General features: G+C 73.8%; 11 protein-coding genes. 6 read left to right on the forward strand and 5 right to left on the reverse strand.

The window, feature by feature from the left end:
* Window positions 1–136 precede the first annotated feature (136 nt).
* Window positions 137–2362 (forward strand): alkaline phosphatase family protein, encoded by a 2226-nt coding sequence (locus Pta02_RS32435; protein ID WP_203878801.1) that lies wholly within the window; start codon window positions 137–139, stop codon window positions 2360–2362.
* Here the strand turns inward: Pta02_RS32435 and Pta02_RS32440 are convergent.
* Window positions 2305–2856: an HIT family protein gene (locus Pta02_RS32440; protein ID WP_239131400.1), complete on the reverse strand. Its 552-nt coding sequence runs from the start codon at window positions 2854–2856 to the stop codon at window positions 2305–2307. The genes Pta02_RS32435 and Pta02_RS32440 overlap by 58 nt on opposite strands.
* 139 nt (window positions 2857–2995) lie before the next feature.
* On the opposite strand from Pta02_RS32440, the gene Pta02_RS32445 reads away from it, so the two are divergent.
* Window positions 2996–3541 carry an Asp23/Gls24 family envelope stress response protein gene (locus Pta02_RS32445; RefSeq protein ID WP_203878803.1) on the forward strand — a complete coding sequence of 182 codons (546 nt, stop codon included), beginning with the start codon at window positions 2996–2998 and terminating at the stop codon, window positions 3539–3541.
* Between the two features lie 119 nt (window positions 3542–3660).
* On the opposite strand, the gene Pta02_RS32450 is transcribed toward Pta02_RS32445, so the two are convergent.
* Entirely contained in the window at window positions 3661–4467 is an 807-nt protein-coding gene (locus Pta02_RS32450) for an alpha/beta hydrolase (RefSeq protein ID WP_239131401.1), read from the reverse strand.
* Between the two features lie 177 nt (window positions 4468–4644).
* On the reverse strand, window positions 4645–6612 hold the full coding sequence (gene thrS / locus Pta02_RS32455) for a threonine--tRNA ligase (RefSeq protein WP_203878804.1): 1968 nt from the start codon (window positions 6610–6612) through the stop codon (window positions 4645–4647).
* Window positions 6613–6722: 110 nt separating this feature from the next.
* Between thrS and dapD the strand changes: the two genes are divergently transcribed.
* Both dapD and Pta02_RS32465 read left to right on the forward strand, forming a co-directional pair.
* Window positions 6723–7712 carry a 2,3,4,5-tetrahydropyridine-2,6-dicarboxylate N-succinyltransferase gene (dapD, locus tag Pta02_RS32460; protein ID WP_239131402.1) on the forward strand — a complete coding sequence of 330 codons (990 nt, stop codon included), beginning with the start codon at window positions 6723–6725 and terminating at the stop codon, window positions 7710–7712.
* Window positions 7713–7715: 3 nt separating this feature from the next.
* A complete protein-coding gene (locus Pta02_RS32465; RefSeq protein WP_239131403.1) occupies window positions 7716–8435 on the forward strand; it encodes a hypothetical protein in 720 nt (239 codons plus the stop codon).
* A 19-nt stretch (window positions 8436–8454) separates the two neighbouring features.
* Here the strand turns inward: Pta02_RS32465 and Pta02_RS32470 are convergent, their stop codons facing one another.
* Together Pta02_RS32470 and Pta02_RS32475 are read right to left on the reverse strand one after the other, a co-directional pair.
* A complete protein-coding gene (locus Pta02_RS32470; RefSeq protein WP_203878805.1) occupies window positions 8455–9084 on the reverse strand; it encodes a response regulator transcription factor in 630 nt (209 codons plus the stop codon).
* 121 nt (window positions 9085–9205) lie between these two features.
* Window positions 9206–10558: a sensor histidine kinase gene (locus Pta02_RS32475; RefSeq protein WP_203878806.1), complete on the reverse strand. Its 1353-nt coding sequence runs from the start codon at window positions 10556–10558 to the stop codon at window positions 9206–9208.
* A gap of 165 nt (window positions 10559–10723) precedes the next feature.
* Here Pta02_RS32475 and Pta02_RS32480 point away from each other — a divergent pair, with 165 nt between their 5' ends.
* Complete coding sequence (locus Pta02_RS32480; RefSeq protein WP_203878807.1) at window positions 10724–11584, forward strand: ABC transporter ATP-binding protein; 861 nt, start codon at window positions 10724–10726, stop codon at window positions 11582–11584.
* Window positions 11578–14148 (forward strand): FtsX-like permease family protein, encoded by a 2571-nt coding sequence (locus tag Pta02_RS32485; RefSeq protein WP_203878808.1) that lies wholly within the window; start codon window positions 11578–11580, stop codon window positions 14146–14148. Before Pta02_RS32480 ends, Pta02_RS32485 begins: the two co-directional genes overlap by 7 nt.
* Window positions 14149–14378: the final 230 nt, after the last annotated feature.

The following is a 14378-nucleotide window of genomic DNA, read 5'->3' on the forward strand; positions in this document are numbered from 1 at the left end:
GCTTGCCGGGCCTCGCGCGAGGCCCGCCCCGCCCGCCTGAGGCCCGTCTGATCCGTTCACTGGACCGAGGACCCGATTTTCCCCTACGGTGCCAGCATTCGACGGCAGCATGCGGCCGAAGGTCGGGAGGTCACCGGTGAGGCGAACGCTGTTCGCGATCGTGCTGTTGCTGGGCGTGCTGTGGCCCGGGGCGGCGCAGGCCGCCGTCCCCGCCCCGGCCGCGGCGCGCGCTCCGGCCGCCGAGGGCGGGCGGGTGGTCCTGATCGGCGTCCCCGGCCTGCGCTGGAGCGACCTGAGCGCCGAGGGCACCCCCAACCTGTGGCAGCTGGCCGGGCAGAGCGCCGTCGGCTCGCTGTCGGTGCGCACCGTCGGCCGGGTGACCTGCCCCTACGACGCGTGGCTGACGGTTTCGGCGGGCGTCAGGTCCGCCGTCGGGTACGGCTGCGGCCTGCCCCCGGTGCCGGAGCCGCAGGGCGGCGGGGCGTTCATCCCCGCCTATGACTACCTGCTCGAGACGGCCGGGCAGCGCAACGCCGGCGCGCTCGGCGAGGCCGTGCACGCCGCCGGCGGCTGCACGCTCGCGATCGGCCCGGGCGCCGCGCTGGCCCTGGCCGACCGCGGCGGACAGGTGGACCACTACGCCCCCTCCCCCGCGCAGATCCGCGCGGAGGCCCTCACCCGCTGCGGGGTGATCGCGGTCGACGTGGACGACCTCATCCGGCCCTACCTGACCGGTGACCGCCTTCCCCAGGTGGAGGAGGCCCTGGCCGCCCACGACCGGGCGACGGCGCTGCGGCGGGCCGACGTCAAGGCCGGGGCGGTGCTCAGCGTGCTGCCCGAGGACGCCACCGTGCTGCTGGCGGGCCTGTCCGACCACGGCTCCCAGCCGCATCTGCGGGTGGCCATGATGCGACCGGCCGGGCAGGGGCCGCAGGCGCAGGAGCGCTTCCTCGGCGCCGCCTCCACCCACCGCGAGGACGTCACGATCCTGCCGGACATCACGGCCACGATGCTCTCCCTGACCGGGGTGCCCGCGCCGCAGGGGCTGGTCGGGTCGCCCTGGCAGGTGAGCGGGAGCCGTACCGGCGGGACCGAGCGCGCGCGGGCCGAGCTGGAGGCCGCCGACGTCGCGGGCCGGACGATCAGGGAGATCGGCGGGGCGTTCTTCACCGCCGTCGCCGTCCTCCAGGTGGCCTTCTACCTCGGCGCCTTCCTGCTGCTGCGCCGCGGGCGCGGGCTGGGCCTCGTGCGCGCGGCCGCCGTCTTCCTCGCCTCGCTGCCCGTATCGACCTACCTGGTCAACCTCACCGACTGGCGCCACGCGGGCTCGCCCCTGCTCTCCCTGGCCGCCGGGATCGTCGGCATCGCCCTCCTGCTGGCCGTGGCGGCGCTGGCCGTACCGGCGCTGTGGGCGCGCCTGCGGCGGGACGGCTCCCCGCCGTCCTCCGAGCACCCGGCGCCCCGGGGCGGCAGTCCGCTCGGCCCGCTCGCGATCGTGGCGGGGGTGACCGCGGCGGTGCTCGCCGGTGACCTGCTGGCCGGCACACCCCTGCAGCTCAACAGCGTGATGGGATACACGGCGGTGGTCGGGGCTCGTTACTACGGTCTGGGCAACATCCCCTTCGCCCTGTTCGCCACCTCGGTGCTGCTGCTGGCCTCGGTGATCGCGCACCGGCTGTCGCGCCGGGACGGGCACAGGACCGCGGCCGTGGCCGTCGTGGTGGTGCTCGGCTGCTCGGCGATGATCCTCGGCGGCTGGCCGGGCGTGGGCAGCGACTTCGGCGGCGTGATCGCGTTCGTGCCGGGCATCGCGGTGACCGCGATGCTCCTGGCGGGCAGCCGCGTGTCGATCGTCAAACTGGGCGCGCTCGTGGCGGCGGGCGGCGTCACCGTGATGGTGATCGCCTATCTCGACTATCTGCGCCCGCCCGCCTCCCAGACCCACCTGGGCCGGTTCGTCGGCCAGGTGTTCAGCGGGGAGGCGATGGACGTGATCGGCCGCAAGTTCGGCGCGATGCTGGGCACGCTGCTCAACCCCAACCTCATGCCGATCGTGATCGTCGCGATCGCGTTCCTCGTCTACGCCCTGCTGCGGCCCGGGGCGGCCAGCGCGGGAGTGCTGCCGGCCGCCTTCGAGCACTCCCCCGCGCTGCGGGCCGGGCTGATCGGCACCCTGGTCAGCGGCGTCGTCGGCATGCTGGTCAACGACTCGGGCGCGGCCGTGCTGTCCATGGCCCTGGCGCTGGCCGTACCGCTGACGCTGTCGGCGGGCGTCGCGGTCCTGCGCGCCCGCCGTACGGCGTCCTACACGTCGGCGGGCCAGCAGCCGGCGAGCAACGACCTGGTGTCGCGCAACAGCTGAGGCAGCACCCGGGTCCGGCCGACCACCGGCATGAAGTTGGTGTCGCCGCCCCACCGGGGCACCACGTGCTGGTGCAGGTGGGCGGCGATGCCCGCGCCCGCCACGACGCCGAGGTTCATGCCCACGTTGAAGCCGTGCGCGCCGCTGGCCTTGCGCAGCGCGGTCAGCCCGCGCTGGGTGAAGCCGGCCAGCTCGGCGGTCTCCTCGCCGTCCAGGTCGGTGTAGTCGGGGACGTGCCGGTAGGGGCAGATCAGCAGGTGACCGGAGTTGTAGGGGTAGAGGTTGAGGACGGCGTAGACCCATCGGCCACGGGCGACGACCAGCCCGTCCTCGTCGCTCAACTTCGGGATGTCGCAGAACGGGCAGCCGTCCTGCGGACCTGAGCCGGTCGGCTTGTTCTCTCCCTTGATGTACGCCATCCGATGGGGGGTCCAGAGCCTCTCGAACGCGTCCGGCACTCCGGTCCCGTCCTGCGGCTGCGGCTCGTCGCTCATGGCGGCCAGCATATTGCCAGGCAGATCCGTGACCTCTCGCGGCTCCCGGTCGGGGTGTTTTGTCCAGTAGTAGCGGACATTTACGGCATACTTCCGGCAGGATTCAGCGAGTGCCACAGACACAGCCGAGGAGCACGTCATGACCGACCTCTCCGTCGAGGACGCGGCCGAGGAGACCACCGGGGAGACCGAGTCCCCGGAGCTCTCCATCGTCAGCGAGACGACCGCCGCCCCCCGCCCGTTCTCCCTGAGCATGTCCGTCGCCTCGGCCCAGGAGCCGACGTCCTCGGCCGTGGTGAAGGGCCGGATCAAGGTGGCCGACGAGGTGGTCGAGAAGGTCGCCGCCCTGGCCACGCTGGAGGTGTCCGGGGTCGCCGACCTGGGCGAGGACCCCGCGGAGGCGATCGGCGCGCTCCGCGAGCGCACCGGCGCCCGGCGCGGCCCGCAGGGGGTCAGCGCCCACGTCCAGGACCGCACCGTCGCCGTGGACGTGACGATCGTGGCCGAGTACGGCCACGCGGTCATGGACGTGGCCAACGAGGTCAAGACCAACGTGGCCCGCACCGTCAGCCGGATGCTGGGCATGCGCGTGGTCGAGGTCAACGTCACCGTCGACGACGTCCGCCTGCCCGGTGAGAACCGCCAGGAGAGCCCGGCGGAGGCCGACGAGGTCGCCGCTTTCTGAGCGGTCGCCCCGCGCGGATGTCGTCGAGTGGTCCTCCCGCGCGGGTGCCGCCGAGCGGTCGCCCCGCACGGGATCGTCGAGCGCTCCTCCCGCGCGGGCCCTCTCGGGCGGGGCCGCCCTCAGCGGGCGCCGGCGATGCGGTCGGCGAGGTCCGTCACGGCGCCCACCGTCTCGGGGCCGGTCAGGAACACCAGGTCGTTGTGCCCCGCGCCGGGGATCTCGACCACCGTGACCGGGCCCGGGGCCGCCGCGGCGACCGCCCTGCTCTGCACGGCCGGCACGATCGTGTCGGCCGTGCCGTATATCACCACCAGCGGCACCCGGATGCCCGCGATCCGCTCGGCGACCGGGAAGCGGTCGCGCAGCAGCGCCCGCACCGGCAGGAACGGATAGTTGGCCTGTCCCGCCGCCGCCAGGTCGGTGAAGGGCGAGCGCAGCACCAGCCCGTCCGGCGGATGGTCGGCGGCCAGGCGGGTCGCCACCGCCGCGCCGAGACTCTCGCCGAAATAGATCACCGGTACGTCGCCGAGGAAGCGCCGGGCCGCCTCCGCGTCCAGGCGCAGCCCCTCCTCTGTCGGGCTGCCGGGGTTGCCGCCGTATCCCCGGTAGTCCATCAGCAGCACCGGCAGCCCGTGCGCGGCCAGCGCGCGGGCCAGCGGCGCCCGGTTCCACCGGTTGCCGGCGTTCCCTCCGGCGACGAGCACGGCCACCTCGTGCTCGCCGGGCACGAACCAGGCGTCGAGCCGCAGCCCGTCGTCGGTGGTGAACGACACCTCGCGCGCCCCGGGGAGGACCTGTGCGGCGGGCGGCACCGGCCCGGGGTCCGGCAGGTAGACCAGGCGCCGCTGGAAGGCCCACACCAGCCCGAGCAGCGCCGCCGCCACCGCCAGGACCACGAGGACGGCGCGCACTGCCGGTGAGCTCATGGCGCCAGTCCACCACAGCCCGCCGGAGAACGCGCCGCTCTCACGCGACGGCTCACCTCGCGGTACGGCGCACCTCGCCTCACGGTACGGCGCGCCTCACGGAAGGGATCGTGCGCGCCGTACGGGAGCACGGGCCCCCCGGGTGGCACCGGTCGTCCGGGAGGCCGTCCCGGAAGGTCAGACCTGGACGCGGCGCTCGATCGCGTCGACGATCTCGTCGATCGCCCGGTCGACCGGGACGCCGTTCTTCTGCTCGCCGTTGCGGAAGCGGAAGGAGACCGCGCCGTTGGCGATGTCCTCGTCGCCCGCCAGGAGCATGAACGGCACCTTGGCCTTCTGCGCGTTACGGATCTTCTTCTGCATCCGGTCGTCGGAGGCGTCGACCTCGATCCGGACGCCCCGCTCGCGGGCCTTCTTGGCCACGTCCTGCAGGTAGGGGGCGTGGGCCTCGGCGATCGGGATGCAGACGGCCTGCACCGGGGCGAGCCAGGGAGGGAAGGCGCCCGCGTAGTGCTCGACCAGGACGCCGAAGAAGCGCTCGATCGAGCCGAACAGCGCGCGGTGGATCATGACGGGCCGCTGGCGCGAGCCGTCGGCCGACTGGTACTCCAGCTCGAAGCGCTGCGGCAGGTTGAAGTCCAGCTGGATCGTCGACATCTGCCAGGAGCGGCCGATCGCGTCACGCGCCTGCACCGAGATCTTCGGCCCGTAGAACGCCGCGCCGCCCGGGTCGAGGACGAGCTCCAGGTTCTCCGACTCGGCGACCTCGCGCAGCGTCTGAGTGGCCTCCTCCCAGTCCTCGTCACTGCCGACGAACTTGACCGGGTCCTTGGTGGACAGCTCCAGGTAGAAGTCGTTCAGGCCGTAGTCGCGCAGCAGGTCGAGCACGAAGCGCAGCAGCGAGGCCAGCTCCTCGCGCATCTGCTCGCGGGTGCAGTAGATGTGCGCGTCGTCCTGGGTCAGGCCGCGCACCCGGGTCAGGCCGTGGATGACGCCCGACTTCTCGTAGCGGTAGACCGTGCCGAACTCGAACATCCGCAGCGGCAGCTCGCGGTAGGACCGCCCGCGCGCCCTGAAGATCAGGTTGTGCATCGGGCAGTTCATCGGCTTGAGGTAGTACTTGGCGCCTTCCAGCTCCATGGGCGGGAACATGCCGTCGGCGTACCAGTCGAGGTGACCGGAGACCTTGTACAGGTTGTCCTTGGTGATGTGCGGGGTGTTGACGAAGGAGTAGCCCGCCTCGGTGTGCCTGCGCCGGGAGTAGTCCTCCATGAGCTTGCGGATCACTCCGCCCTTGGGGTGGAAGACCGGCAGGCCCGAGCCCAGCTCGTCGGGGAAGGAGAACAGGTCGAGCTCGGCGCCCAGCTTGCGGTGGTCGCGCTTCTCGGCCTCCTCCAGCAGGTGCAGGTATTCGTCCTGCTTCTCGCGCGACTCCCAGGCGGTGCCGTAGATGCGCTGCAGCTGCGGGTTCTTCTCGCTGCCCCGCCAGTAGGCGCCGCCGGAGCGCATCAGCTTGAACGCCGGGATGGACCGGGTGCTCGGCACGTGCGGGCCGCGGCACAGGTCCTTCCAGCACAGCTCGCCGGTCTTGGCGTCGAGGTTGTCGTAGATGGTCAGCTGACCGGCCCCGACCTCGACGCTCTCCTCGTCGGCCGCGCCGCCCTTGAGCCCGATCAGCTCCAGCTTGTACGGCTCGGCGGCGAGCTCCTGGCGGGCGTCGTCGTCGGAGACGGGACGGCGGGAGAACAGCTGTCCCTGCTTGACGATCTCGCGCATGCGCTTCTCGACGCGCTTGAGGTCGTCGGGGGTGAACGGGGCGGTGACGTCGAAGTCGTAGTAGAAGCCGTTCTCGACGGGCGGGCCGATGCCCAGCTTCGCCTCGGGGAAGATCTCCTGGACGGCCTGGGCCATGACGTGCGCGGTGGAGTGGCGGATGATGGCCCGGCCGTCGGCGCTGCCGGCCTCGACCGGCTCGATCACGTCACCGGCGGCCACCGGGGCCGCGAGGTCCTTCAGCTCGCCGTCGACCCGGGCGGCGACCACGGAGCGGCCGTCGGCGCCGAGGACCTCGCCGTACGTCGTGCCCCCCGCCACCACACGCTCGGCTCCGGCGAGGGTGATACGAAGTTCTGGCACGGCAGACACGGTTGCTCCTTCATCGAGTGGTCAGGAAACCGATGCTACCGGTGTCCGGGGGCGCCCCGCGGTGAGCCCGTCCCCATGCGGACCGGTGAAGGTCACTATTCTTGGTCCCTGTGAACGTCCCTGTGAACGCAGCAGCTCAGACCTCGGGTGCCCACGGCACCGGAATCGCGACCATCACCCCCGACGGGACCGTGCTCGACACCTGGTTCCCCGCCCCTCGCCTGGGAGAACCCTCCTCCCCCGGCACCCGGCGGCTGACCCCGCAGGAGGCGGCGCAGGCCCTCGGCGCGGAGGTCGCCGCGCTGCTCGGCCCCGACGAGGACCGCGGCGTGGAGGTGATCGCCGTGGAGACCGGGATCGCCAAGCTGTCGGAGCCGCCGGCCGACGCGCACGACGCCTACCTCCGCCTGCACCTGCTGTCCGCGCGGCTGGTCCAGCCGCACGGACAGAACCTCGACGGCGTGTTCGGCCTGCTGGCCAACGCCGTGTGGACCAACCACGGCCCGTGCCCGGTCGAGGGCTTCGAGGCGGCCCGCCTGCGCCTGCGCCGCCGCGGCCAGGTGACCGTCTACGGCATCGACAAGTTCCCGCGGATGGTCGACTACGTGGTGCCGACCGGCGTCCGGATCGCCGAGGCCGACCGCGTCCGCCTGGGCGCGCACCTGGCCTCCGGCACGACGGTGATGCACGAGGGCTTCGTCAACTTCAACGCCGGCACGCTCGGCGCGTCCATGGTCGAGGGCCGCATCTCGGCGGGCGTCGTCGTGGGCAACGGCTCCGACGTCGGCGGCGGCGCCTCGATCATGGGCACCCTGTCGGGCGGCGGCAAGCAGGTCATCTCCGTCGGGCAGCGCTGCCTGCTCGGCGCCAACAGCGGCATCGGCATCTCCCTCGGCGACGACGTCGTCGTGGAGGCCGGCCTCTACGTCACCGCCGGGACCAAGGTCTCCCTCCCCGACGGAAAGGTCGTCAAGGCCGCCGAGCTGTCGGGCGCCTCCGGCCTGCTGTTCCGCCGCAACTCCACCACCGGCGCCGTCGAGGCCGTCCCCCGCCGGGGCTCCGGCGTGGAGCTCAACAGCGCCCTGCACGCCAACGACTGACGGGTGACCGGGTACGAACCGGCACGGGACCCGGCCGCGGACATCACCCCTCCCGCGGCCGGCACGGGGGATCCCCTGCCGCACCAGCCTGCCGACGCGGGTGATCCCTCGCCGGATGCGCCTGCCGGCGCGCGGGAGCCCGCCGCCACCCGGGTCGCCCGGTGGGTGACCGGCGTGTTCGCCCCGCAGGCGCTGGTCATCGTGCTCCCGCCGCTGATCGGGCTGCTGACCGGCGGCTGGCCGGGAGCGGGCTGGGGGCTGGTGGCCTCGGCGCTGTGCGGCGGGGTGCCGGCCGGGGTGATCCTGGCCGGCGTGCGCTCCGGACGGCTGGACTCCCACCATCTGGTCGACCGGGAGAGCCGGACCAGGCCGCTGCTGGTGGCGATGGCGGCGGTGTCGGTCGCTCTGGTGCTCCTGGTCCTGCTGGGCGCCCCCATCCTGCTGGTCGCCACGGTGACCGCCATGCTGGCCGCGCTCGCCCTGACGGTTCCGATCACCCTCCGCTGGAAGATCTCCTTCCACGCGGCGGTGTCGACGGGCACCGTGGTGCTCCTGGCCCACGTGCTGCCCGCCGTACCCGCCCTGACCGCCGGCGGGCTGATCGTGGCGCTGATCTGCTGGGCGCGGGTACGGCTCCGGCACCACACCCCGGCCCAGGTCGTCGCCGGAGTGATCGCCGGAGGCGGCGCGGCCTGGGCGACGCTGGCCGCATTCGGCGTCTGACCGCTGGGATCGTACGGCCTCAGCCTCTGAGGAAGGCCAGGACGGCGAGGACGCGCCGGTGGTCGTCCTCGGCCGGGGGGAGGTCGAGCTTGGCGAGGATGCCGGCGATGTGCTTGGCGACGGCGGCGTCGGTCACCACGAGGGCGCGGGCGATGGCGGCGTTGGAGCGGCCCTCCGCGACGAGGGCCAGGACCTCGCGCTCCCGCGGGGTCAGGCGCCGGAGCGGGTCGCGGCGCTTGGCCAGCAGTTGCCTGACCACCTCCGGGTCGACGACGGTGCCTCCGGCGGCCACCCTTTCCAGCGCGTCGACGAACTCCGTCACGTGGCCGATCCGGTCCTTGAGGAGGTAGCCGACGCCCGGGCCCATGATCTCCTCGACGTAGGCCTGCTGGACGTACTGGCTGAGAATCAGGACGGGCAGCTCCGGACGCGCCCGCCGCAGGGTGAGCGCGGCGCGCAGGCCCTCGTCGGTGAAGCCCGGAGGCATCCGCACATCGGTCACCACGACGTCCGGCGCGTGCTCCTCGACGGCGGCGACCAGCGCGGGGGCGTCGGCCACCGCGGCGTCCACGGTGTGGCCGAAGCGCTCCAGCAACCCGGCCAGCCCTTCTCTGAGCAGAACGGAGTCCTCAGCCAGGACCACCCGCACGGCACACCTCTCCCGATCATGATCATCGAATGTCTCCCACCGCGGTCATGACCATGACCGCAGCGGCTCCGGCTCCGGCTCCGGCTCCGGCTCCGGCTCCGGCTCCGGCTCCGGCCAAGTGTCACCCGCACGGGATCTCCACCCGCACCACGGTGGGACCTCCCTCCGGGCTGGACAGCGTCATCCTGCCGTCCACCACCGCGACCCGGTCGGCCAGCCCCGCCAGCCCGGTGCCCCCGGCCGGGTCGGCCCCTCCCCTCCCGTCGTCGCGGATCTCCATCAGGAACCTCTCTCCGACCAGGCGACCCCGTATCCGGCAGTGGCCCGCCCGGCTGTGCCTGGCCACGTTGGCGAGCGCCTCGCTGATCACGAAGTAGGCCGCGGCCTCCACCGGGGCGGGCAGCCGGCCGGACAGCTCGATGTCGACCTCGACCGGGACGGGCGAGCGCCCGGCCACGTCGACGGCCGCGTCGGGCAGACCCCGGTCGGTGAGGACCTTCGGGTGCACACCGCGGATCAGCTCGCGCAGCTCGGCCAGGGCGAGCAGGGCCTGCTCGTGCGCCTCGGCGACCCGTCCGGCCGCGGGCGAGCCCGGCTCCAGGTCGAGCCGTGCCATGCCCAGCGTCAGCGTGAGCGCGACCAGCCGCTGCTGCGCGCCGTCGTGCAGGTCCCGCTCGATCCGGCGGCGCTCCAGCTCGAAGGCGTCCACCAGGCGGGCCCGGGAGCGGACGACCTCGATCAGCTCGGCGTCGCGCGGGCTGAGGATCGCCCGCGCCACCGCGGCCCGCGCCCCGGCCCAGGCCGTTATGGGATAGGCCGTGACCGGCAGGATCACGAAGCCGGCCACGGTGGCGAGCAGTCCCAGCGGCAGCGACAGGCTCGGCTGGAACGGCCCCGAGATGAGCGTCAGGGGCAGCCAGCAGGAGAGGGCGAGCACGCCCAGGTCGATCCACCACAGAGCCAGCAGCGCGGCCAGCGCGTAACCGAACTCCCGCCAGGTGGTCTGCTCGGCGAACCGGGCGAGGAACCAGGCGCGCGCGCCCGGCTCGCGAGGTCTCCCGTGCGGGTCCGGCACGGGCGCGGCGTCGACCAGCCGCAGCCGCCAGCGCTCGAACCGCCCGATCACGAGCCCGCCGCACATGACGATGAGCACACCGAGGGCCACCGCCGCCGGGACGCTGAAAATGACCATGACGTCTATCAGGACGAGCGCGAAGAGCCCGAACAGCGCACCGGACAACAGGTACGCCAGGGACCTCCACGGCCACGAGGACCGCAGGAAACTCAGCGGCCGCCCGGTGATCGCCTCCAGCGCGGTCCGCGCGCCCCCCGCCACCCTGCCGGAGCCGCGAGCCGTACCTCCTGCCCCCGGGACGACGCCCTCGGACCCGGCCCCGGCACCCACGAAGCCGGATGCGGCCTCCGTGAGGCCGGACGCGCTCGTCCCGGGGCCCGGCGTTCGAGCGCCGGTCATGTGTCCCGGCCCATCTCCCGCCGTGAGGTACGGGGGGTGCCGGAGGGGGGGATGCATACTTCGACCGTAGCCGTCTCGTACGCGCGGGACAGTAGTGCCAGGTGTAGTCCCGTTCCTCGCCTCACCGCCAGTGCGCCGGGGGCCGGTCCGCCGTTGGCTTGTCCCATGACGACTTCCCCTTCCGCCGCGCCCCGCACGGCGGCGGCCGAACCCGTCCAGCTGTGGTCGGTGCGCAAGGTGTACGGCTCCGCGGCGGGCGAGGTGACCGCGCTGGACGACATGACCGTCTCCTTTCAGGCGGGCACCTTCACCGCCGTGATGGGCCCCTCCGGGTCCGGCAAGTCCACCCTGCTGCACTGCGCGGCCGGGCTGGACCGGCCCACGGACGGCAAAGTGATCATCGATGGGACCGACCTCGGCCCGCTGGACGAGACCGCCCTGACGCTGCTGCGCAGGAAGCGGATCGGATTCGTGTTCCAGTCCTTCAACCTCGTCTCGGCCCTGACCGCCGAGCAGAACGTGGCCCTGCCGCTGCGGCTGGCCGGGATCCGGCCCCGGGGCGCGGAGGTGCGCGCCGCGCTGGCCGAGGTGGGCCTGGCGGGGAGGGCCGGGCACCGGCCCGGCGAGCTGTCCGGCGGAGAGCGGCAACGGGTGGCGGTCGCCCGGGCCCTGATCACCGGGCCCGCGGTGCTCTTCGCCGACGAGCCCACGGGCGCGCTCGACAGCAGGACCTCCCGGGACGTGCTCCGGCTGCTGCGCTCCCTGACCGACCACCGGCACCAGACCGTGATCATGGTGACCCACGACCCGGTCGCCGCCGCCCACGCCGACCGGGTGCTCCTGCTGGCCGACGGCCGGGTGGTGGACGAGTTCGCCACCGCCGACCTCCCCGTCCGCGACACCGGTCCCGCGAGCCACAGGGCCGACGGGAAATCCGGTGGCGGGAGGGTTCCCGGCCCGGCGAGGCGCGAGCTGGGCGCCGAGGCGATCGCGGCCCGCATGGCCGCCCTGGAGGCGTCGTGCTGAGGACTGGTCTGGAGATGGCGCGGGGGCGGTGGAGCGGGTTCGCCGGAGCGTTCGTCACCCTCTGCCTGGGGGTGGCGCTCATCTCGATGACGGCTCTGGTCCACGTGTCGGCCTCACCCCGCGTCCCGGACAGATACGCGGGCGCCGGCGTGCTGGTCCGCACGCCGGTCGTCGAGCAGGTCGAGGGCTTCTTCCTGGAGGACCGGCCCTGGTCCCCGGAGACCGTCGCGGAGCTCACGGGCCGTCTGAGTGCGATCCCCGGTGTGACGGCGGCCGTGCCCGACCGCTCCTTCTACGCCCAGGCCGTCGTCGGAGGCCGTCCCGTCCCCGCGGACCTGCGCGGATACGGCTGGGCGAGCACCGCGCTGGCGCCGTACGAGCCGGTGGCGGGCCGGGCCCCGCAGCGACCCGGCGAGGTCGTGCTCGACAGGGAGCTCGGCCTTCCCCCCGGCTCCCCGGTCACCCTGCTCACCGCCGCCGGCCCCGCGCCGTACACCGTGACCGGCGCCCTGGACGCGCCCGGTTTCCACGTGACCGACGCGGAGGCGGCCCGGCTGTCCGGCGGGGTCCGGGTCATCGGGCTGGTCACCGAGACCGGAGCGGACCTCGGGCAGGTCGAGAGGGCGGCCCGCGAGGTCGTCGGCGGACGGGGCGAGGTGCTTTCCGGGGACGCGCGCTCGGCGCTGGAGCCGAGGACCGACGAGCGGGTCCGGTGGATCGGCACGCAGGTCCTGACGGGCATGACAGTCCTGGCCGGGTTCGCTTCGATCTTCGTGGTGGCGTCCACGTTCGCGTTCGGCGTGGTCCAGCGGCGGCGGGAGTTCGGCCTGCTGCGGCTGGTCGGGGCCACGCCCCGGCAGGTGCGGCGGATGGTGTACGGCGAGGCGCTGGCGGTCGGCTCCGTCGCCGCCGTGGCCGGGGTGGCGCTCGGGACCGCGCTGGCGCCCCTGCTCGGCGACCTCCTGGTCGAGGCGGGGTTCGAGCCGCCGGGCTTCTCGGTGCGGATCGAGGCCTGGCCGCTGGCGGCCTCGTTCGCGGCCGGCCTGGTCGTCGCCCTGCTCGCCGTCTGGTCGGCCTCGCGCAGAGCGGGCCGGGCACGCCCGCTGGAGGCGCTGCGCGAGGCGAGCGTGGAGCGGCGGACGATGACCCCGTCCCGGTGGGTCGCCGGGGCGGCGTTCGCCGCGACCGGCATCGCGTGTGCCGTGGCCACGGCCGGAGCCGAGCCCGGCGCGGCCGTGAACCTCACCTTGTACGCCGCGATGGCCCTGATCGTGGGCCTGACCCTGCTGGCCCCCGCGATCATCCCGCCGGTCGTGCGAGCGGTCGCCTGGCCGCTGTCACGCACGCGGGGCGCGACCGGTGTGCTGGTGCGCCAGGGCATGCTGGCGGCCGTACGGCGCACCGCAGCCACGACCGCGCCGGTGCTGGTGACCGTGGGCTTCGCCACGCTGGTCACCGGCATGACCCAGACGACGGCGGCCGCGGTCGCGACGGACCGCACCACGGCGGTCCGGGCCGACGCGGTGGTCCTGCCGGAGGGCACTCCCGGGCTGTCGGACGCCGCGGTCGCCGCGGCGGACGGGATCGCGCTGCTGCCGACCACGGTTTACGCCGAGGGCCTGCCTCCGCTGGAGGCCTCGGGGATCACCTCCGAGGCGCTGGCCCGCGCGGCGGACCGGCTGCGGGTCGTCGAGGGCGCGCTGGAGGCCGCGGGGAAAGCCGGCGACGGTGACCGCCCCGTGGAGACCACCGGTGAGGACGGGGGCTTGGAGACCGCGGGGAAAGATGACGGCCGTCACCCCGCGCAGACCGCCGGTGCGGACGATGGCGGAAATCACGGGGCCGCGAGCGACGGCGGGAACGAAGGCGGAAATCACGGGGCCGCGAGCGAGGGCGGGGTGATCGTGGCGCGATGGCTGGCGGACGAGCGCGGATGGCGGACCGGGACGCGACTCCCGCTGACCTTCGAGGACGGCCGCAGCGAGACGCTGCCGGTGACGGCCGTCGTCGCCGACGCGCCGACCCCTCTCCTGCTGCCCCGGGACACCGTACGGTCCCATGATCCTTCGGCGCTGACCCCGGAGATCCTCGTCGACGGCGCCGTCCGGGACGAGGTGATCGGCGGGCGGGTGCTCGACCCCGGCGCCTACGCGAGGCAGGCCCGCACCGAGGACGACCGGCTGGTCTGGATCTTCACCCTGATCCTGGCCGGCATGGCGGTGGGCTACACCGGTCTGTCGATCGCGAACACGATGGTGATGTCCACCGTGGACCGGGCCTCCGACTTCCGGGTGCTGCGGATGTCGGGGGCCACGCCTCGGCAGGTGCTCGGGACGGTCACGGCCGAGTCGGTGATCGTGGCGGGGCTGGGCGCCGCGCTGGGTGTGGCGGTCGCGCTGCCCGCGCTGCTGGGCATGGGCTCCGCGCTGACCGCTCAGGTCGGCGCACCGGTGGAGTTGGTCATCCCGTGGCCGGTCGTGCTCGCCGTCGTCGGTGGTTGCCTGGTGCTGGCCGTGAGCGCCGCCGTGATCCCGACTCTGGCGGCCGTCCGCCGCACCCGTTGATCGGGCGGGAACGGTGACGCCCCGCGTCGGAGGCGGAGGGCCGGGTCTCCCGGGAGGCATCCACCGCCCACGCCACGCTGAAGACCGGCGACAGGCTGGCGACGACCGTACGCACCGGTGACCGGAGCCCGGAGCGTGACCGGCGGGCACCCGCCCGCCACGCCGGGGAACCCGCACCCTGGCCAGAGGCGACGGCCACACCCTGGCCAGAGGCGATGGCTGTGCCCGGA

Origin of the sequence: Paraplanobispora takensis (genome assembly GCF_016863195.1) — a bacterium.
Lineage (GTDB): Bacteria > Actinomycetota > Actinomycetes > Streptosporangiales > Streptosporangiaceae > Planobispora > Planobispora takensis.